Source organism: Corynebacterium sp. TAE3-ERU12 (assembly GCF_019209905.1).
Taxonomy (GTDB): Bacteria; Actinomycetota; Actinomycetes; order Mycobacteriales; family Mycobacteriaceae; genus Corynebacterium.
Genome location: NZ_JAHUTM010000001.1, coordinates 765,407 through 784,483 on the forward strand (window position 1 = coordinate 765,407; position 19,077 = coordinate 784,483).

At 59.1% G+C, this 19,077-nt stretch carries 18 protein-coding genes; 14 read left to right on the plus strand and 4 right to left on the minus strand.

Annotated elements, in window-relative coordinates; translation table 11 throughout:
- The first annotated feature begins 30 nt into the window (after positions 1-30).
- The 8 genes from KRX51_RS03520 to holA all read left to right on the plus strand — a co-directional run bounded on the left by KRX51_RS03520 (position 31) and on the right by holA (position 7,998).
- A complete protein-coding gene (locus tag KRX51_RS03520) occupies positions 31-1,089 on the plus strand; it encodes a Cj0069 family protein (protein ID WP_218361544.1) in 1,059 nt (352 codons plus the stop codon).
- Positions 1,090-1,250: 161 nt separating this feature from the next.
- Positions 1,251-1,991, plus strand: coding sequence for a nicotinate-nucleotide adenylyltransferase (nadD, locus tag KRX51_RS03525; protein WP_218361545.1), 741 nt, complete (start codon positions 1,251-1,253; stop codon positions 1,989-1,991).
- 17 nt (positions 1,992-2,008) lie between these two features.
- On the plus strand, positions 2,009-2,482 hold the full coding sequence (gene rsfS, locus KRX51_RS03530; RefSeq protein ID WP_218361546.1) for a ribosome silencing factor: 474 nt from the start codon (positions 2,009-2,011) through the stop codon (positions 2,480-2,482).
- Positions 2,482-3,174, plus strand: coding sequence for a histidine phosphatase family protein (locus KRX51_RS03535; protein ID WP_218361547.1), 693 nt, complete (start codon positions 2,482-2,484; stop codon positions 3,172-3,174). The genes rsfS and KRX51_RS03535 overlap by 1 nt, the downstream gene beginning before the upstream one ends.
- The gene (locus KRX51_RS03540) at positions 3,174-4,256 is read left to right on the plus strand and encodes a DegV family protein (RefSeq protein WP_218361548.1); all 1,083 of its coding nucleotides are present in this window, start codon (positions 3,174-3,176) and stop codon (positions 4,254-4,256) included. The genes KRX51_RS03535 and KRX51_RS03540 overlap by 1 nt, the downstream gene beginning before the upstream one ends.
- A 132-nt stretch (positions 4,257-4,388) precedes the next feature.
- The gene (locus KRX51_RS03545) at positions 4,389-5,120 is read left to right on the plus strand and encodes a ComEA family DNA-binding protein (protein WP_218361549.1); all 732 of its coding nucleotides are present in this window, start codon (positions 4,389-4,391) and stop codon (positions 5,118-5,120) included.
- Positions 5,117-7,015, plus strand: a complete 1,899-nt coding sequence (locus tag KRX51_RS03550) for a ComEC/Rec2 family competence protein (protein ID WP_218361550.1) — start codon at positions 5,117-5,119, stop codon at positions 7,013-7,015. Before KRX51_RS03545 ends, KRX51_RS03550 begins: the two co-directional genes overlap by 4 nt.
- Positions 7,016-7,020: 5 nt before the next feature.
- Positions 7,021-7,998, plus strand: a complete 978-nt coding sequence (gene holA, locus KRX51_RS03555; protein ID WP_218361551.1) for a DNA polymerase III subunit delta — start codon at positions 7,021-7,023, stop codon at positions 7,996-7,998.
- Positions 7,999-8,083: 85 nt separating this feature from the next.
- Here the strand turns inward: holA and rpsT are convergent, their stop codons facing one another.
- Together rpsT and KRX51_RS03565 are read right to left on the minus strand one after the other, a co-directional pair.
- Positions 8,084-8,350, minus strand: coding sequence for a 30S ribosomal protein S20 (gene rpsT / locus KRX51_RS03560; RefSeq protein ID WP_218361552.1), 267 nt, complete (start codon positions 8,348-8,350; stop codon positions 8,084-8,086).
- A gap of 195 nt (positions 8,351-8,545) precedes the next feature.
- Entirely contained in the window at positions 8,546-9,100 is a 555-nt protein-coding gene (locus KRX51_RS03565) for a type II toxin-antitoxin system PemK/MazF family toxin (protein WP_218361553.1), read from the minus strand.
- 78 nt (positions 9,101-9,178) lie between these two features.
- Here KRX51_RS03565 and lepA point away from each other — a divergent pair, with 78 nt between their 5' ends.
- From lepA to KRX51_RS03585, 4 genes are all read left to right on the plus strand, one after another.
- Positions 9,179-11,020, plus strand: coding sequence for a translation elongation factor 4 (gene lepA / locus KRX51_RS03570; protein ID WP_218361554.1), 1,842 nt, complete (start codon positions 9,179-9,181; stop codon positions 11,018-11,020).
- Positions 11,021-11,242: 222 nt separating this feature from the next.
- Positions 11,243-11,569, plus strand: coding sequence for a hypothetical protein (locus tag KRX51_RS03575; RefSeq protein ID WP_218361555.1), 327 nt, complete (start codon positions 11,243-11,245; stop codon positions 11,567-11,569).
- Positions 11,570-11,794: 225 nt separating this feature from the next.
- Positions 11,795-12,610, plus strand: coding sequence for a histidine phosphatase family protein (locus KRX51_RS03580; protein ID WP_218361556.1), 816 nt, complete (start codon positions 11,795-11,797; stop codon positions 12,608-12,610).
- A 754-nt stretch (positions 12,611-13,364) separates the two neighbouring features.
- Entirely contained in the window at positions 13,365-15,287 is a 1,923-nt protein-coding gene (locus KRX51_RS03585) for a DUF262 domain-containing protein (protein ID WP_218361557.1), read from the plus strand.
- A gap of 254 nt (positions 15,288-15,541) precedes the next feature.
- Here KRX51_RS03585 and KRX51_RS03590 read toward each other — a convergent pair whose 3' ends face one another.
- Complete coding sequence (locus tag KRX51_RS03590; RefSeq protein WP_218361558.1) at positions 15,542-16,750, minus strand: CapA family protein; 1,209 nt, start codon at positions 16,748-16,750, stop codon at positions 15,542-15,544.
- 203 nt (positions 16,751-16,953) lie between these two features.
- Here KRX51_RS03590 and KRX51_RS03595 point away from each other — a divergent pair, with 203 nt between their 5' ends.
- Together KRX51_RS03595 and KRX51_RS03600 are read left to right on the plus strand one after the other, a co-directional pair.
- The gene (locus KRX51_RS03595; RefSeq protein ID WP_370625047.1) at positions 16,954-17,325 is read left to right on the plus strand and encodes a type IIL restriction-modification enzyme MmeI; all 372 of its coding nucleotides are present in this window, start codon (positions 16,954-16,956) and stop codon (positions 17,323-17,325) included.
- A gap of 460 nt (positions 17,326-17,785) precedes the next feature.
- Entirely contained in the window at positions 17,786-18,439 is a 654-nt protein-coding gene (locus KRX51_RS03600) for a hypothetical protein (protein ID WP_218361560.1), read from the plus strand.
- 7 nt (positions 18,440-18,446) lie between these two features.
- Here the strand turns inward: KRX51_RS03600 and KRX51_RS03605 are convergent, their stop codons facing one another.
- Positions 18,447-18,980, minus strand: coding sequence for a type 1 glutamine amidotransferase domain-containing protein (locus KRX51_RS03605; RefSeq protein WP_218361561.1), 534 nt, complete (start codon positions 18,978-18,980; stop codon positions 18,447-18,449).
- Positions 18,981-19,077: the final 97 nt, after the last annotated feature.

Genomic DNA, 19,077 nt, shown 5'->3' on the forward strand with positions numbered 1-19,077 from the left:
GGAACAGTGACTGGCAGAAAGGCCCCACACATGAAAAAGAATATTGTCGTCTTCGAGATTGAAGGCGGTTCGGACAAGTACTTCGACGGCCACCGCAAGGACACCATGCCGATCGTGAATGCGATCAAGGCACAAGGTTGGGACGCCGAAGTTCTCTACTACCGCCCTGAGTGGGCCGAGGCACTGTTCGACTACGTATCGGAAAAGGCTGACGGCTATATTTCCCGCGTCAACCCCGGCAATATTCCCGGCGGCGAGAAGGGCTACTTCGACCTGTTGACCCGCCTGGCAGAAGTCGGCCTGGTCGGCATGTCCACCCCGGAAGAGATGATGGCCTACGGCGCTAAGGACGCGCTGGTCAAGCTCAATATGACCCCGCTGGTCCCCGAGGACACCGCCGCCTACTACGACGTTGAATCCTTCCACGAGACCTTCCCGAAGACCCTGTCTTACGGTGAGCGCGTGCTCAAGCAGAACCGCGGTTCCACCGGTGAAGGCATCTGGCGCGTCCAGATCAAGGACAAGGATCTGCAGAACTCCGTTGAGCCGGGCACCGAGCTGCCCCTCGACACCGTCTTGAAGTGCACCGAGGCTGTGGACAACCACACCGAGGAGTTCAAGCTCGGTGATTTCATGGACTTCTGTGACAAGTACATCATCGGCGATAACGGCATGCTGGTGGATATGCGCTTCATGCCGCGCATCGTCGAAGGCGAGATCCGCATTCTGCTGGTCGGCCCGCACCCGGTCTTTGTTGTGCACAAGAAGCCGGCCGCCGGTGGCGATAACTTCTCCGCCACGCTGTTCTCTGGCGCGAAGTACACCTACGACAAGCCCGAGGCTTGGCAGGACCTGATGGACCAGTTCAAGGAGGCCCGCCCGGTCATTGCCGAGAAGCTCGGTGGCGATAACGTGCCGCTGATCTGGACCGCGGACTTCATGCTTGCCGACGCTGAAGACGGCGGCGATGATTATGTCCTCGGCGAGATCAACTGCTCCTGCGTTGGTTTCACCTCGGAGCTGGATATGGGCATCCAGGAAAAGGTCGCCGAAGAGGCCATCAAACGCGTCGAAGAGAAGAACGCCTAAGCGTTTTCCCTGCCCCCTTCGCGCGCTAGCGTTAAGCCGGCCCGGATGTGCCGCCACTGCACCAGTGGTGCGGCCGGGTCGGCTTTCGTGCGGCACGAGTTCACCCAGTGCTGGCCGATGAGGTTTCCTCACCCCCACCACCACGACTAGGCTCACTTCCCATGTCAGACAGCCGCCACCGGTGCCCACCTCGACGCATTGGCGTCATGGGTGGCACATTCGATCCCATCCACCACGGGCACTTGGTGGCTGCTTCTGAAGTCGCCGACCGTTTCGAACTGGACCTGGTGGTGTTTGTGCCCACCGGCGAACCGTGGCAAAAACGTGGCCGGGCTGTCACCGATAGTGAAGACCGCTATTTGATGACGGTTATCGCCACCGCGTCGAACCCGCGGTTTATGGTCTCCCGGGTCGATATTGACCGTGGTGGGCCGACCTACACCGTCGATACTCTGCGTGATTTACATGTCCAGTTCGGCGAGAATGTTGAGCTGTTTTTCATCACCGGTGCTGATGCCTTGCAGCGCATTGTGACCTGGCGGGACTGGGAGAAAATGTTCGACCAGGCCACCTTCGTGGGTGTCAACCGCCCAGGTTTTCAGCTTGCCGACGATGACCTGCCCGCCGAATACCGCAGTCGTATTCATTTGCTGGAGATCCCGGCTATGGCTATTTCGTCGACGGAGTGCCGCGAACGCGCCAGTAAGGGCCGCCCGGTCTGGTATCTCGTGCCAGATGGTGTGGTGCAGTACATTGCCAAGAGGGGCTTATACCAGGGCATTCCGCCGTTGGATAGTCTCACTACGCATGAGTGCCAGGCGATTACTGCCGCACAGGTGCGACCCTCGCCGAAGGGGAAATCCTCGGCGGGCACCCCTAATTCTGATCTCACCAACTCATAGGAGCTGACCTCACTACCGTGACCGTTTCTGAACAGGCCCACCAGATAGCCGCCATTGCCGCCACCGCAGCCGACCGGATGAAGGGCGAGGATATCCAGGTCCTTGACGTATCCGGGCCGCTGGTGATCACTGATGCTTTCGTCCTGGTCAGCGCCGATAATGAACGCCTGGTCAACGCTATTGTTGATGAGGTTGAAGACGACCTGCGCGATGCTGGCCACCGCCCAGTGCGCCGCGAAGGTGTTCGGGAGGCCCGCTGGGCGCTGCTGGACTACGGCATGGTTGTCGTCCACGTTTTCCGCCACGAAGAGCGCGAATTCTATGGCCTGGACCGGCTGTGGAAGGACTGCCCCCAGGTGGAGATCGACGGTGTGGAGCAGCACAGCCCGCTGCATGCCGACGGCGCCGCCCAGGATGCCTCCCGCAGCGCGGACAGCATTGACGATATCCCGTTGGCCCAGGCAACCCCGGATGACCAGGAGCTGCTCTAATGGCAGACCAGTGGGACCGGGAAGGCAACCTCACCGTGGTTGCCCCTCGTCGCCTGTTGCTCCTGCGCCACGGCCAGACCAGCTATAACGCCACCCGCCGGATGCAGGGCCAGCTCGACACGCAGTTGTCGGATGTGGGTCTGCGGCAGGCGGATAATGTTGCCGCCCATTTCGCCGCCCGCGACTTCGGGATTTCCCGCATTATCTCCTCTGATCTCAGTCGTGCCCGGATGACGGCACAGGCCGTCGGCAAGCAAGTAGGTGTCGATGTCACTACTGATCCGCGCCTGCGGGAGACCCGGCTGGGGGACTGGGCGGGCCAGACCCACCACGAGATCGATGCTGATTACCCTGGTCAGCGCGCCCATTGGCGGCATAATCCGGGCTGGGCGCCGCCTGGTGGGGAGACTCGCTTTGAGGTCGCGCAGCGGATGCGGGTCGTTGTTGATGAGTTGCTTGCCAACTACGCCGAGTGGCCGGGTCATACTGTGCTGCTGGTGGCGCACGGCGGCGCGATTGCGGCGTTGACGGCATCACTGACGGATCTGCCGAAGTCCCACTACATGATGTTCAACGGCATGCGGAATACCGCGTGGGTGGAGCTATCGGCCAAACTTCGCCCCGACGGGGAGCTGGCCTGGTACCTCGACGCATTTAACTGCGAAGCAACCCAGCCAGCAGATGAGGCCTGATGCCCTACCAAGTTCAAGTCATTGTTGATGACGGCTCCTGCATCACCGAGCAGCAGGCCGAAAAATACGGCATTACGGTGCTGGAATTGCCGGTGAATACCGATGGGGATGAGCCCACCACCTCGGCTATTCAGCCATTGCCGTTGTGTGCCGCCTACGCCCGGGCCCAGGAGCGCGGCCAGGATGCTGGTGTGGTGGCGATCCATATCGGCAGTGCACTGTCGTCGACGTATAGCAATGCTGTTGCCGCTGCTGAGGCGGTCGGCGGCGTTGATGTGATCGACTCCAAGGCCGCTGGGGCTGGCCTGGCGGTGGCTGCGATTGCTGCGGCGAAGGCGGCTCGTCGTGGTGCGGACCGGCAGCGGTGCGCCGAGATCGCCCAGGAAAGCCTGAACCGTTCGTACCTGTGGGGGTATGTGCCGAAGCTGGATACGATGCGCCGCGGTGGCCGGATTTCCACGGGCCAGGTGGTGCTGTCGACGGCTTTGGCGATGAAGCCGATGATTGGGCTTTCCGACGGCCAACTCCGGGTTGCTGCCAAGTGCCGCACTGAGCAGAAGCTGCTGGAAACGATTGTTTCTCGCTGTACGGATGCTGCTGGGGCGAAGCCGGTCGAATGTGTGGTGCAGACGGCAGGGGAGTCCACGGTGGGGGAGCAGTTGGCGCAGATCTTGCCGACGGTGTTGCCGGTGGACTCGGTTGTGCGCAGTGTGGATTTGCCTGCCTCGGTGATTGTGCACACTGGGCCGAATGCGTGCTTTGTGTCTTTAGTGGCCAGTCCCGATGTTGCCGACTATGCGCCTGCCGACGCTGAGCCGGATACGCAGCGGACTCATCCGCACACCCCGGGGGTGACGACCATTGAGGCGAAGTTGCCGACGTGGTCGGAAAACCGGCGCGCCGCCCGGGAGCGTGCGGAGAGCTTGGCCCGGGCGATTTCGGATTTCACGCACCGCGACCACACCGATGCCGATAAGGCAGGTGCCGATAAGGCCGATAAGGCCGCGCCTGGCCCGGAGGATGCACCTGATCCGGGAGATGAGTCCTGCCCGGAGGCCGATTCGGCCTCGGACAAGCACTAATCACAGCTGCTGGTGGCGCGCGGGCGGTAGTTATCCACGGTTGCGATTTTCTCCACCGCCGCAGCCAGCCAGCAGGGCTTTCACCTGGTGCGCCCGCACACCTCATTGACCAGCGCACTAAGGTTGGCGACTGTGAGTACGCTGCAGAAACGAGTTGGAGACCTGCTTGAGCCCATCGCAGGCGATGAGACCATGCCGGTGGACTACCGCAACCAACGCTGGGCGGTGCGCACTGTCGCAGTTATCGCGGCGGCCCTGGCCAGTATCGCGGTGCTAATAGGCGCTGTGTGGTGGTGGCTGCGCGAACCCGCCACCCACATGCCGCACACCCAGCTGCGCCCCAGCGCCAACCAGCCGATTACTGGTGGCACCACCGCCGCAGCACCGGCAGCTACCACCGAGACGGAGCCTGCCGATGAGGTGCCCGAAGAGATCGTGGTGTCCGTGGTGGGGTTGGTCCATCATCCTTCTGTTGTCACCCTTGCCCCAGGCTCCCGCGTGGCCGACGCTATCGCCGCAGCAGGCGGAATGCTGCCTGAGGCCGATATCGCCTCAGTCAACCAGGCCGCCGAATTATCCGATGGCGAACAGGTCGCCGTTGGCCCCACACCACTGCCCGGTGGCGGATCGGCCCCAGGGGAGGAGGCGCCAGCTGCTGGTAGCGGCCAGGCCGGCCGGATCAATATCAATACCGCCGGTGCCGAGGAGCTGGAACAGTTGCCCGGGGTGGGCCCGGCCATCGCGGAGAGCATTATCACCCACCGTGTAGAAAATGGCCCGTTTGCCAGCGTGGACGACCTCGTGGAGGTACCCGGCATCGGCCCGGCGAAGCTGGCAGAAATCAAGGACCACGTTCAGCTATGAGCGGCTCGGGCGACGGTGATATCACCCAAGCCCGAGAACTTGACCTGCGGCTTATCCCCGCAGCTGTTGCCACCTGGGGGTGCGTGGCGGCCTTAATCAGCGCCGGTGGTGTGCATCACACTAGCGGCGGTGCTGGCGTATCGGCCTGCGTTTCGGCTGTGGCGTGGTGCCTGGTGCCGGTGGTTCTGACCAGGTATCGCCTCCACCCCGGGGTGCGCGGTGGGGTCGGCCTGGTCCTGGTCTGCATTGCCACTGCCGCCTGCAGCGCAGCGATCCGACAATGGGCAGTACACCGGCACTGGGTTGCCCAGCACCTGGGCCAGACTGTGCGTACCGAGTTCACTTTGGCAACCGCCCCGCAGGCAACCGATTTCGGGGCTCAGGCCACCGCCACTATTGCTGGCCTGCCCGGGACGGTGCCCATCCACGGCGCGCAGGAGCTGCTTGCCTATGACCGCGGCGCGGTGCTGCGCGGCCCTGTTGCGGTGACCGAGTCACCAATATCGGCACTGTCTGGGGTTGGGCTCAAACTGCGCGGCGAACCAGAGCTGCTCGCCGATGGGGGGTTTACCAGCCAGATCCGCAATGAACTGGTCACCTTATGCGCGCGGCTGCCAGCCGGGGCCGACACGCTAGTTCCCGCGATGGTGCTAGGTGATGAGCGGTTGGTTTCCCCAGCAGAGCGTGAGGTGCTGACCAATGCGGGGCTTGCGCACTTATCGGCAGTATCCGGGGCGAATGTGGCCCTGGTCTGTGGCGGGGCGGTGGCCATAACCGCCTGGTTGGGCCCGCGGGTTCGTTTCTTCGCGGCGCTGGCCACACTATGTGGTTTCGTCGCTGTGGTCGGCACTGAACCGAGTGTGCTGCGCGCGGCATGTACCGGCCTTGTCGGCCTCATCGCGATTCTCACCGGCCGGGCCCGCGACGCACTGCCCGCCCTGGGTGGGGCTGTGCTGCTGTTGCTGGTGGTGTACCCGGAGATGGCCTTGTCGGTGGGGTTCATGCTCTCTGTCGCCGCGACGGCGGGGCTGGTGGTGCTTGCCGAGCCGGTGGCGCGGGCCCTGGGGCAGCTGTGGTGGGTTCGCGCCTGGCCGGCGGTGGTGGTGCGGGCGGTGGCGGTGACCATCTGTGCCCATGTGGCAACAACGCCGGTGTTGGTGGCGACTGTCGGCACGGTGCCGCATGTGGGGGTGGTGGCCAATCTCGTCGCCGCGCCTGCGGTGGCACCGGTCACCGTATTGGGCACCGCTGCTACGGGGTGTATCGCGCTTGGCTGTGCGTGGCTGGCGCTCCCGTTGCTGTGGGCGGCCGCGCCGTGGGCGTGGTGGGTGTATGAGGTGGGGCAGACAGCGGGCACGGTGCCTGGGGCGGCATCGCAGATGGGGTTCGTGGGGGCTGTGTTGACCGTCGGGGCGCTGCTGGCTTTTCTGGCTTGGCCGCGTGTGTGCGCGGCGTTGTATGCCGTGGTGGGCCTGCTTGGCGCTGTGGTGCTCAGCACCGGGGTGCATCTGCCCAGCGCTCCTGGTGGGTGGGTGGCTGCTGCGTGCGTGGTCGATGGGGAGGTGCGCATTATTGGCCCGGGTGCTGCCCCGCCGCGCGCACAGGCGTGCCGACGTGCGGTGCGCCACCGGCCGGTTGTTGGCGCGTCGGCGCAGTCGGTGGAGGGCGCTATCGTCGGCACGCTTGATGAGGCCCACGAGGCGAGCCTTGCTGGGCGGTCGCTGGATTGGATTGTGGTGGAACGCTGCGGTGACCGGGCGCGCGGGGATATTCGCACCCCTACGGGTGTGGCCGTGGTGTGCCCGAATGAGGGCGGGCCGCAGGTGCTCTATCCCGGCGGGCAGGTATGGCGGGGCAGTGCGGCTGCGGTGAGGTCCGCGCCTCTGGCACGATAGTGTCCGTGAGCGCACATGGAGCACAACCACTCAACCTCATCCTCGGCGATGAAGGGTTGCTGGTGGAGCGCGCCCGCAATGCGATCATCGCTGATGCCCGCGCCGAATCTGGGGACACCACAGGGCTGGATATCACCACTGTGCATGCGGCCAATGCCACCACCACAGAGCTGGTGAACCTGCTGAGCCCTTCCCTGTTTGGCGATAGCAGGGTGGTGGTCATTGACCAGTGGGACAACCTTGGCAAGGACACCTATGGGCCGATTATTGACGTTATTGGCCAGCCCAGCCCGGGTATTACCGTCATTGTGGAGCATTCCGGTAAGGGGCGGACCTCGGCGGCGCTAGTGAAGGCGCTGCGCAAGTTCACTCCCCGTGAGTTCATTGCCCAGGCCCCCAAACGCAATGAGTTGCCCAGTTTCGTGCAGGGCGAGGCCCGCCGGCTGGGGGTGCGGCTAAGCCATGATGTGGTGACCACGCTGCTCGACGCGGTGGGGTCGGACCTGCGCGAGTTAGCAACGGCGATGCGCCAGCTGGCCTCGGATACTGAGGGCAATATCACCGAGGAGGCAATTCGGACCTATTACGGGGCTTCTGCTGAGGTCACCGGCTTTGAGGTCGCCGACTTGGCGGTGGCTGGCAATGTGCAGCAGGCGTTGGGCCGGTTGCGGCGATCGATGCAGTTGGGCACCAATCAGGTGTTGTTGGCTTCTGCGCTGACCAGTGCGGTGGGGGATATTTCCCGGTTGCATGCGGCTGCCCGGCCTGGCCCGGCTGATGCGCGCACTTATGGCATGCCGCCGTGGAAGTTGACGAAGGTGCATGCGGTTGCCCAGCGGTGGACTACTCCGATGGTCGCTTCGGCGGTGCAGGTTGCTTCCCGGTTGGATGCTGAGGTCAAGGGGGAGGGCCATACGCCGGAGTTTTCCTTGGAGCGGGCTGTCATTGAGATCGCCCGGATCGCTAACTCGGCGCGCCGCTAGGGGCGGGTAGGCAAGGCTGGGCACGAAAAACCGCCTGTGGTCCGGGTGGAACCTCAGGCGGTATTTACGCTGTAGCTGGAGGGGATTAGCCCTCGAGCTTATTGACGGCCTTGGCCAGGCCGGACTTCTTATTGGCCGCGGTGTTGCGGTGGAAGACGCCCTTGCTGACGGCCTTGTCGATCTTGCGGTTGGCGATGCGCAGCTGGGCTTCGGCACCGGCCTTATCGCCGGCGTCGACGAGGGCACGCACCTTGCGGATTTCGGTGCGGACCGCGGAGCGGACGGCCTGGTTGCGCAGGCGGGCCTTCTCGTTGGTCTTGATGCGCTTCATCTGAGACTTGATATTCGCCATGTGTAAAACCTCTTGTTTCCTGTATCGGTTCTGGCTGCCACACGCTGTGCCGGGTTGGTGGTCCCGCCCATGCGTCGAGGTGATGAACCCAAGGTCCTGATCATCAACACTCAATGCGCATCAGCGCGCGGTGAACTCGAAAGACCCTACCAGGTGGGCTGGTCCTGGCCAAAAGGCTTCTGTGGTGGGCGTGGGCTAGGACCAGTTGTATTCAGAGCGCAGCACAGCGGTGATCCGGTCGAAACGTCGGCGCGGCATCACCGCACCGGAGCGTCGGATGCCGGATTCGGGTACCTCGAGGACTTTGTCCAGGCGCACCCAGCTGGGGCGGGCTTGGCCATCCCAGGCGCCGATGCCGATATGCATCCACTTATCGTCATCGGCGTGCCGGATGTCGGTGGAGATAAGTGCGCCGAGTAGGTAGTGCTTATCGCGGCCGAGGACGACGACTGCGCGTTCGCGGGCGGAGCCGGAGTCGCCGTCGATAAGCACCGGTGCCCAGACGACTTCGCCGGGGCCGGTTTGGCCGTCCATATCGGGGGCGTAGACCACTGAGCGGGCGGCTTCGTGGGTGGGGCGTGCGGTGGTGGCGGCTTCTCGGCGGTGGAGTACGTCGGCGTGTTCGCCGGGGGCCATGCCGAGTTGTTCGCTGAGCATGGCGAGGCCTTCGTCGAGGGCGTCCGGTCCGCGGAAGGCGTCAGTGAGCGTGCGCATGCCGCGTCCCAGGGCGTCTACCAACCGGTTGCTCATAGGTCCATAGTGTAGCCGGTAGGGTGAGGTGCGAATATCCTTTGCTGACTGCTGACGCGCGATGAAAGTGACTTTTACGTGACCAAGAATTTTGCTGCGACGACCTTCACGGACCCCAAACAGATCCGTAACTTCTGCATCATCGCGCATATCGATCACGGTAAATCCACCCTTGCGGATCGCATCCTGGGGCTTTCCGGGGTGATTGAGGACCGCGATATGCGGGATCAGTACCTGGACAATATGGATATCGAGCGTGAGCGCGGTATCACCATTAAGGCGCAGAATGTGCGCCTGCCGTGGGTTCCGCGCTCTGGTGCCCATGAGGGTGAAGAGATTGTGCTGCACCTCATCGACACCCCCGGCCACGTCGACTTCACCTATGAGGTCTCGCGTGCGCTTGATGCCTGTGAGGGCGCGATCTTGCTGGTAGATGCGGCCCAGGGCATTGAGGCGCAGACCTTAGCCAATTTGTACTTGGCCATGGAGAATGACCTCGAAATCATCCCGGTGCTCAATAAGATTGACTTGCCGGCGGCGGACCCGGAGAAGTACTCCGAGGAGATCGCGCACATTATTGGTTGCGAGCCGGAGGAGGTGCTGCGCGTATCCGGTAAGACCGGTGAGGGTGTGCCGGAGCTGCTGGACAAGATTTGTGAGCTGGTGCCTGCCCCGCAGGGCGATTCCGACGCCGCGCCGCGGGCGATGATTTTTGACTCGGTCTACGACACCTACCGCGGTGTGGTGACGTATGTGCGTGTTGTTGATGGCAAGCTCACCCACCGTGATGTGGTGCGCATGATGTCCACCAACGCTAAGCATGAGTTGCTGGAGATCGGCATTGTCAGCCCGCAGCCGCAGAAATGTGAGGGCTTATCTGCCGGTGAGGTTGGTTACCTCATTACTGGTGTGAAGGATGTGCGCCAGTCGAAGGTTGGTGACACCGTCACCTTGGCGACCAATGGTGCGGACAACCCGTTGCCGGGTTATGCCGACCCGCGCCCGATGGTGTACTCGGGTCTGTTCCCGATCTCTCAGGAGGACTACCCGGACCTGCGCGACGCGCTGGAAAAGCTGCAGCTTAACGACGCTTCACTCACCTTTGAGCCGGAGACCTCAGTGGCGTTGGGGTTCGGTTTCCGTGGTGGTTTTTTGGGGCTGCTGCATATGGAGATCACTCGTACCCGCTTAGAGCGTGAGTTCGACCTGGACTTGATCTCTACGTCGCCGAACGTGGTCTACCGGGTGGTGAAGGAAGACGGCGAAGAGATTATGGTGCGCAACCCCTCTGATTGGCCGGAGGGTAAGCCGCAGCAGGTGTGGGAGCCGATGGTGAAGTGCACCGTCATTGTGCCCAGTGAATTTGTCGGCCCGACGATGGAATTGTGCCAGTCCAAGCGCGGCGAGATGGGTGGCATGGATTACCTGTCTGAGGATCGTGTGGAGCTGCGCTACACGATGCCGATGGGTGAGATCATCTTTGATTTCTTCGACTTGCTGAAGTCGCGGACTAAGGGCTACGCCTCGTTGAACTACGAGGAGTCCGGTGAGCAGCAGGCCGACCTGGTGAAGGTGGATATTTTGCTGCAGGGCGAGGCTGTGGATGCGTTTAGTGCGATTGTGCACCGCGATAATGCCCAGTTCTACGGCAATAAGATGACGAAGAAGCTCAAGGAGATTATTCCGCGTCAGCAGTTTGAGGTGCCGGTGCAGGCTGCGATCGGTTCGAAGATCATCAGTCGTGAGAATATCCGGGCCCTGCGTAAGGATGTTCTTGCCAAGTGCTACGGCGGCGATATTTCGCGTAAGCGCAAGCTGCTGGAGAAGCAGAAGGCCGGTAAGAAGCGGATGAAGAATATTGGTTCGGTGTCCGTGCCGCAGGAAGCCTTCGTTGCCGCGCTTTCCACGGATGAGAACTAATCTGCCGGTGGCGCGTGGTGTCCCAGCTGCCGACGGTTAGGTGAAAGGTGCTGGTGAGGGGCCTGGGGTGGTGGTTGGTGCTGCCCCTGCCTTGGGGGGATTAGTGATGTTATTTCATATTAATATCGTGTGAATAGTTCCACATTAATTGGTGGATCTTTGACATTGGTGAATTTGGTTAATAGGGTTGCGAGAGTAAATCAAACTAACCAAGGAGATTTTATGAAGAACTTCCGTATTGTTACTGCCCTGGTCGGCGTTGCTGCCGCCTCCTCCATCGCCCTTGCCGGCTGCTCCAGCGATGACGCTGAAGACGCCGTTAACGAGGCCACCAACTCCGTCGAGTCCGCCACTGACGAGGCTGGCGACAAGATGGACGAGATGGGCGACGACATGGATGACGACATGCATGACGGCGACCATGACAAGGGCGACCACATGGGCGACCATGACATGGACGACGATGACATGCATGACCATGGCGATCACGACGATCACGATGATCATGACGATCACGACATGGACGACGATATGGATCTCGACAACTAAGAGACTCCTCCATCTCGTAGCGCCGCCTAGGTGTTGTCGCGCAGCGCATGACGCTGTCGCAGGAGAGTTAAGGCCCATTCCAGTGTTGCTGGGGTGGGTCTTTGTGCATGTCTGGGGTGGCTGTCGGCTGCAGAATATTCTCTTCCAGTCTGAATATTTTCATTGACATGCAAGTATGAAAAGAATAGGCTCACCTAAACAGATTAAGTACACCTAGGAGAGTTAATGAAGAACGTACGCATCGTCACAGCCTTAGTCGGCATCGCTGCCGCATCCACGATGGCCATCACCGGCTGTTCCACCGAGGAAGCCGAAGACACCGCCGCCAGCGTCACCAGTGAAGTAACAACTGATTCCGACGACAACAGCGAGCAGACCTCGGATAATGCCGAAACCAGCAGCGCAGACGCCGAAGAAGCCGAAGAGGGCGAAGACGGCGATGACAGCCCGAGCGAAGCCGAGCAGAAAAATGCTGACTTTAAGAACAAGCTCGACGACGAAGAGCTATTAGAAGGCCTGCAGGACGGCGGGATGGTGGTGTTCATCCGACACGGTCAGACCGAGAAAGACTACGCAGACCAGGCTTCGCGCGAACTCAATCTGGACGATTGCTCCACCCAACGCGCCCTGAGCGAGAAGGGCTGGGACCAGGCCCTCGAAATCGGCGCTGCTTTTAAGAAGGCGGAGATTCCTGTTGGTGAAGTTGTCAGCTCTGAGTACTGCCGCGCATGGCAGACCGCACAGCTGGCCTTCGGAAAGTATGACAAGGACGCGGCGCTCAACTTCGCCAAGTCCGAGGAGTACACCGATGAACAAATCGAGCAGATGAAGGACGGGATCACCCCGTATCTGTCAGACAAGCCCGCCAAGGGCGAGAACAACATCATCGTCGGCCACGATGATGTCTTCGAAGCCGCAACCGGCATCTACCCGGACCCGCAGGGCGTGGCCTATGTGATTCAGCCCAAGGGTGACGGCAAGTTCGAACTCGTCGCCAAGCTGATGCCGCAAGACTGGACCAACCTGGCTGATAAGGCCTAAAAATCCAGCTCTAAGTAGTTCATAACCGCCCCACAGTCTTTGCACTGTGGGGCGGTTTTGCTAATGCTGCAAAACGAAGCTGCTGACGCTTCCTTCATCGAGACCTCTGCTCGACGCGCCCGGTGCACCAGTGGAACCTTGAAAATAAAATAACGCGTTTTTATCGGGGAACCGGCGATCACAACGAGAACCTTCCTGGTTATGGAACCTATGGTCGCCAGGTTGTGTCCATCGTGTGCGAGATTCCCCAAGTGAAGAAAAGCTCGAAGAGCTTCTCATCCAGGATTGATCGGGGAAGTCCGGGAATCTCTTTGGGCAACGAGCTGAAGTTCGTAAACAGCCGGCACCTGGCGTCACCGCACCTTGTAGGAGTTTGTTCTGCCCCCAGTGGGGCTACGGACGGGCTGTAGCCACGAGGAAGCTTGGCACGGGGGGGATAATTTACCTGCGATTCCTTGATAGAGAGAAGGTGGAGATGCACTACGTTGCCTCCTGGCGAAAAAGCACCCATCTGAGCTGCGCTGCTGAAGAAGAGTGAACGATGTGGAGGTGCTTTCCTCTGTAAGTCGTCAGCGTGATTGCACTGTTGGCGGAGGTGCCCGGTGCTCCGCTTTGCGTTTCCTGGAGAGGTCGGTCGAGTACGTCTTGGAACGATTAGTCATCGATCGCGGCTGTACAGGTACCTACTTTTTGGGGGAGCGGATGAAGTCGTGCGCTAAAGTCTAGTTGCTCACCAAAACGAAAGGGTAGGACTATGGACACGCAGCCGCAGACAAACACCTCTACAACTGTTCAGGGGCAGCGCATAGAACAGTTGTACGAGAACTACGCCAGGAAAAAGTTTTACGTAAACCGTCGTTATCAACGAAAGCTTGTTTGGTCACAAGATCAAAAAGAAACGTTGGTGGACTCCATACTTGCTGACATTCCGGTTCCTCTAATTCTTCTGGCTAAGGCGAAAGACGACGATCGATGCACAGAAATTGTTGATGGTCTGCAGCGACTAAACGCAATATTTGGCTTTATTGAAAACGAATTCTCTTACCAGGGTAAGTTCTTTAACCTTGAAAGCATTGGTCTTACGAAGTCGCAAAAGGATAAGGGTGAACTGGTGCAACGTGAACCCATCCTTAGTCGAGATGAATCTCTGAAATTTACGCAGTATCAGATTCCTGTATCTACTTTTCAGGCGACCAAAGCTAGCCTAGTTGACAACACATTTCGGAGAATAAACTCTTCTGGTCGAATGTTGAGTCGCCAAGATGTGCGCCAAGCTGGTTGTGTGTCACCCATAGCCGACGTCGTTCGAGAAATCGCAGCGGAAGTTCGTGGAGATGCTACAAAAAGCAACCTGGTGCCTCTCGATGGCATAGGAGAAATCTCTCTTAGGTGGAATGATGGCGCGACCGATGGGGTCTTGGTTGATCGAACGTTCTGGGTGGAGCAAGCAATTTTGCGTCGCGACGACTTGCGTTCGTCATTCGATGAGCAGTTGATTCTGGATCTATTGCTGAACATTCTAGCGCCAGACGTGGATATCTCGGCAGATAAGCGGACACAAGCGTATGATGTTCACTCAGAGATCGGCAAAAAAGTTGACACTGAGTTAAAAAAAGTTTCGGAAAAAGAGTTTCTTTGTGAGCGGTTCATTGCGATTAATAAAATGATCGAAGAAATTGTGGAGCGGTCTTCCGAAACGACTTGGTGTGCTCATCTCGGAAAGCCGACGAGTAATCCCATCGCTAGGTACCATTTGGTGGCCTTTATAGCGCTCTACGAACTCCGCTACCTCGATTCCAAGCAACTGGTAGACCGAAATTTGCTTTGTGAGAAGACGAAGGGTTACTGGAAAAATTCGAAAATTGATCAAGGTGGTACGTGGAAGGCTAAAAACCGCCGTGGAGAGATTGACAAGTTCAAAGGCAAAGTAGCAAAGTGCTTCGAAGACATGGATTCGCCCGAGATGAAAGCTGTAAATGCGGCGATTGATCAGTTGAAGGTGGATATTCGTCAGTACGTAGACGAATATTCCCACTACGAGTTTAAGCAGGGTACGGTAAACCTAGATCCGAAGCAACACAGTGACTCGTCTGGATCGAGTAGTCAAACCTTAGCGACCAGTGATCAGCAATTTGAAAAACTGGTTGAGAAGCTCATTAAGACAGCTACCGCGATGGTCAATAGTGATCCTTCGGTTGGCGGCGTGATTTATGTCGGTCTTGTTGAAAAGAACGATGGCACGACGCTCAAGCGTCTTGCTGACATGTTTAACGTTGAGCCTCTAGACTTGGGCAGTGACGTCAGTAATGAGTTCGCTTACGTTACCGGTATTGATCATGAATTAGCTTTCTATGATATGACCAGCGAAGCGTACGCAAACAAGTTTAGGAACTTGATCGACAATACAGATTCTCTTCCCGATAGCACAAGTGCCGACAAGTTCAAAACTGCGTTGATAAATGACTTCAAGTTGCTGTCGATATCGGATCGTAGCGGCGAGACTAGGCTGGTCGCTCGGTTGGGTGTGCCTGGCGTTGAAAACGCTATTTCGGAACCTTTGGCCTTCAATAAAACATTCTTTGTTCGAAGTGGACCGCATACAAAAGCGCTTACGAGTGGTCCCGAGATCCTTGAATTGGCCGACAGGTTCAAGCGGTTCCAGTGGAGCATTAACTAAACTCGTTAAATTGTTTGCGTTAGTGATGATACCTGCTATTTGTGTAGGTGTAAGCTTCACTGTAGATGGAAACAGTCAGCACCAAAGCGGACTTTCCCGTTGCCAAGGCTGTGCGGCGCAAAATGTGCATGGGTAAGTGGCTCCAATACGAGATTCGGCGGCTGCCGAAAGTAGTAGGAAACGCTATGGGGGGGGGCGACGTAGCCACAGAGCGACAGTTATTTAAATATCAGTCAAAAAACTGATTGCCCGAACTAGCCTTCAACGAACTCAGCTTCCATATCCGCACCACGCGAACGCACAGTATCCCTAGTGCGGTTGAGCACAGCACGCAACCGATCATCATCCGCCCCGGGAGTACCTAAGAGATCAGAGATCGGCGTTGCACGCACCGGGCGTTCCCCATGCGCAGAAATCACCGTCGGCACGTATTTCAGCTGTTTCACCCGGTACCCGTCCCCATCGGGCACGAAACTGAACTCCACAGCCAAGCCCTCATAGGCCAAGTAATTGTCTTTTGTCTGCGCGGCGACAAGGTTGCCAAGCCCATAAACAACCCATTTACCGTTGACCTTCTCAATGGGCTGCACCGCATGGGAGGAATGCCCATAGACCACATCAACATCAGGGGAGCGGGTCAGGGCATCAGCCAGCCATAACTGCTGCCCATCTGGTTCGGTCATTCCCTCCCCACCAGCATGCATCGCCACCATGACGATATCCGCGCCGGCCTCGCGGGTCGCAGCAGCTTTGGCGAGCAACTCATCGACATCGAGGTCCTGCACCATCCACGGCTGCGGCACTGGCAGGCCATTGGTGCCATAAGTGCCGGCAACAACCCCGATGCGCACCCCATCATCGGTGGTGTAAATGACAGGCTGGGCTGCTTCTTCAGGGGAGCGGGCGGTGCCGACGTGCAGTACACCGGCTTCATCAAAGGCATTGAGGGTGCGCTCAATGCTGGGGAAACCACCATCGACGGAGTGATTCGACGCGGTGGTGCACAAATCCCAACCGGCCTCAGCAACACCCTGAGCGATCTGCGGCGGCGCCTGGAACTGCGGGTACCCGGTGAAGGGGCCCTCCCACGGGGCGAACATAACTTCTTCGTGGCAGATGGACAGATCCGCCCCGGAGATGAAGTCAGACATGGGACCAAAGACGGGTGTGAAATCCCAGCCGCCGTTCTCGGTCATGGCTGACTCCCACACCGGCTCATGCCAGAGCAGGTCGCCAGTAACCGTGACAGTGGTGGTGGGCTGCTGAGGTTGTGATTGCGCTGCCGAGTCGGGATTGCGCGCTAACCCAAGTGTCTCCATAGCGCCCAGGGATGGCGTGGACAGTGCTGCAGCCGCCCCGAGACCGCCGAGCACAGTACCTACAAGAGTGGCGCGCAGGAGCGAAGGATGAACACCAGTGCGGTGTTGTTGCCTCACCTGATGCTGTCGTGACTGCTTCGACATAAATTCAGGCTAGCGCCGTTCACCTACAATTTTTTGTATTTCGCGATCGGAAAATCCGCATAACACCGCAGCAGTATCGAACAGTCCTTCTTGTGTGCCTCGCAGTGTGTCCAATCTGCAGCAAGTTTAGGTGTCATGCCACTTCCTTTCGTCGAACAAAAACGTGCCGCTACTGTCTGCCGAATAACTAGCGGACAGACGACATCGTTGGGTGTAATTTCGGTGAATTCCGCATCCAGGATCGCAACAAGAAAGACCTGGAAGATGACTACCTGGCGTTCAGACTTGAGGAACTGCCCGACCAGTTCACGCTGTTGAACTTCCTGGTAGACCCGCTAACCTTCCTCCAGGAGAAAGAACGCAAGGCCTTCATTGAGGCCGGTGAACTCATTGGGCGTCTGCATGACGCGCTAGAACAGCAGTACATCAATCCCGAGTCCGAAGAGTCCCAGCACGCATTGAATGTGTTGTGTGTGCGGTTTGTGGTCTGCCTTTTCGCCGAGGACGCGGGACTTTCACCGCCGATGCCTTCGGCCGGTATAGCCGGGGCTTTTTCAAGCAGGGCACTTACGTAAAGTCCTGCTAGACCTTTTCGAGATTCAGAACAACGGGACCCTTATCTCAAAGATGAACTCAAGACGTTGCCGTAGAACGCGGCAATCACTCTTGCGTCGGCCACTCCGACGAGGTACTTGTTGTAGACAACATGACCGGTTCCGCTTCCCACCTTGGTGGGAGTCCAGGGCCGGTCTTCGCTTATAGGCATAGGTCTGCTCGTGGAGCCGGTGAAAAAGTTCAAGGTCTACAACGAACAGGTCGAATCGCTTCGCCAGCGTCCATTTAGCGATCCGGGTCAAGCTCGGTCATGAACTCAGCCGACATTGTCTACAACACTCTCGTCTAGCCCGATTCCACCGAGGACCAGCGTCAGTGCATTATTGACCGCGCCCGGGCCTACGGGCAACAGTTCACTGGTGATGAGACGGCTATTGTTGGTCACCTCATGAAGCTCTACGCAGAAGCGGAAAAATAATCGTGCGCACACTATTCGACCTGCTCAGTAGTCAGGTGACTGCTGGTATTTGGTGGCCTGCTGATAGTGATTTTGAGGTCATTGTTGGTGCGGTGCTGACTCAGAACACGCAGTGGGAGCGGGTGGAGGAGGCTATCGACAATCTGGTGGAAGCCGGGTTGCTGGACCCGCAGGCCGTCATCGACGCGGACACGGCTGTGCTGGCTGAGGCTATTCGTCCGAGTGGGTACTACAACACAAAAACCGGCTACCTAAAAGAGGTAAGCCGGTGGTTTATTGATCGTGATGCCGCTGCCCGAGAGCTTGGAACTGACGAGCTGCGCGAGGAATTGCTCAGTATTAGGGGAGTGGGTCCGGAAACCGCTGATGACATCCTGCTCTACGTCTACCAGCGGCCGGTGTTTATCTACGACCGGTATGGGCTGCGTCTTCTTGAGGCCGCCGGGTTCGGAACGTATGCGAACTACAACCAGGCGAAGAAGGCACTTGACCTCGAGGTCGACAAGGCCGGTTTCAGTGCCGCTGAACTCGCGCACTTCCACGGGCTCATTGTCGACGCCGGCAAAGATGCCCGCCGGCTCGGCGGCTGGGACGTCGCCTACCCGTTGCTAGCGGCAGGCGAGTGGGCCCAGGCCGTCGGCAAGCGAGGGCAGTAGCGAAGGCTTAGTGCTTGCCTTCGGCGATTTCTTCGACCAGCTTGTTATTGAACGCCGGAAGGTCATCCGGGGTGCGCGAGGAAACCAGGCCCTTATCGCAGCAGACCTCCTCATCAACCCAGGTAGCGCCTGCATTGGCAAGGTCAGTCTTCAGCGACGGGTACGAGGTAATCGTGCGGCCCTGAAGGACATCAGCGTCGGCCAGAATCCAGCCGCCGTGGCAGATGACACCGGTGGGCTTACCGGCGGAGACAATCTGCTTCACAAACTCCACCGCATTGCCGTCCAGGCGAATCTGGTCAGCATTGCCGGTACCGCCCGGCAGAATCAGCGCGTCATAATCGCTGGCGGAGACGTCCGCAGTGAGCTTATCGACGCTGACCTCAGTGCCGTTCTTACCGGAAATGGTCTCGCCCTCAGTGGAGATGACGTGGACAGTAGCGCCCTCGTTCTTCACGGCCTCGACCGGGCTGGTGAGCTCAGAATCCTCGAAGCCATGAGTGGCAATAACAGCAACAGTCTTGTTGTTTAAGTCGGCCATGATGGGTCCTCCTTGTACTCGTATGAGTTGGTGGACGCCCCACAGTAGACCTGGTTGCCAGCACTCGCAGTAAATGCAGTACACCTCCGCTGCACTC

Coding starts and splice junctions, on each gene's coding strand:
- KRX51_RS03520 (WP_218361544.1), top strand. CDS start 31: ATGAAAAAGAATATTGTCGTCTTCGAGATTGAAGGCGGTTCGGACAAG.
- nadD (WP_218361545.1), top strand. CDS start 1,251: ATGTCAGACAGCCGCCACCGGTGCCCACCTCGACGCATTGGCGTCATG.
- KRX51_RS03535 (WP_218361547.1), top strand. CDS start 2,482: ATGGCAGACCAGTGGGACCGGGAAGGCAACCTCACCGTGGTTGCCCCT.
- KRX51_RS03540 (WP_218361548.1), top strand. CDS start 3,174: ATGCCCTACCAAGTTCAAGTCATTGTTGATGACGGCTCCTGCATCACC.
- KRX51_RS03550 (WP_218361550.1), top strand. CDS start 5,117: ATGAGCGGCTCGGGCGACGGTGATATCACCCAAGCCCGAGAACTTGAC.
- rpsT (WP_218361552.1), bottom strand. CDS start 8,350: ATGGCGAATATCAAGTCTCAGATGAAGCGCATCAAGACCAACGAGAAG.
- KRX51_RS03565 (WP_218361553.1), bottom strand. CDS start 9,100: ATGAGCAACCGGTTGGTAGACGCCCTGGGACGCGGCATGCGCACGCTC.
- KRX51_RS03575 (WP_218361555.1), top strand. CDS start 11,243: ATGAAGAACTTCCGTATTGTTACTGCCCTGGTCGGCGTTGCTGCCGCC.
- KRX51_RS03580 (WP_218361556.1), top strand. CDS start 11,795: ATGAAGAACGTACGCATCGTCACAGCCTTAGTCGGCATCGCTGCCGCA.
- KRX51_RS03585 (WP_218361557.1), top strand. CDS start 13,365: ATGGACACGCAGCCGCAGACAAACACCTCTACAACTGTTCAGGGGCAG.
- KRX51_RS03590 (WP_218361558.1), bottom strand. CDS start 16,750: ATGTCGAAGCAGTCACGACAGCATCAGGTGAGGCAACAACACCGCACT.
- KRX51_RS03605 (WP_218361561.1), bottom strand. CDS start 18,980: ATGGCCGACTTAAACAACAAGACTGTTGCTGTTATTGCCACTCATGGC.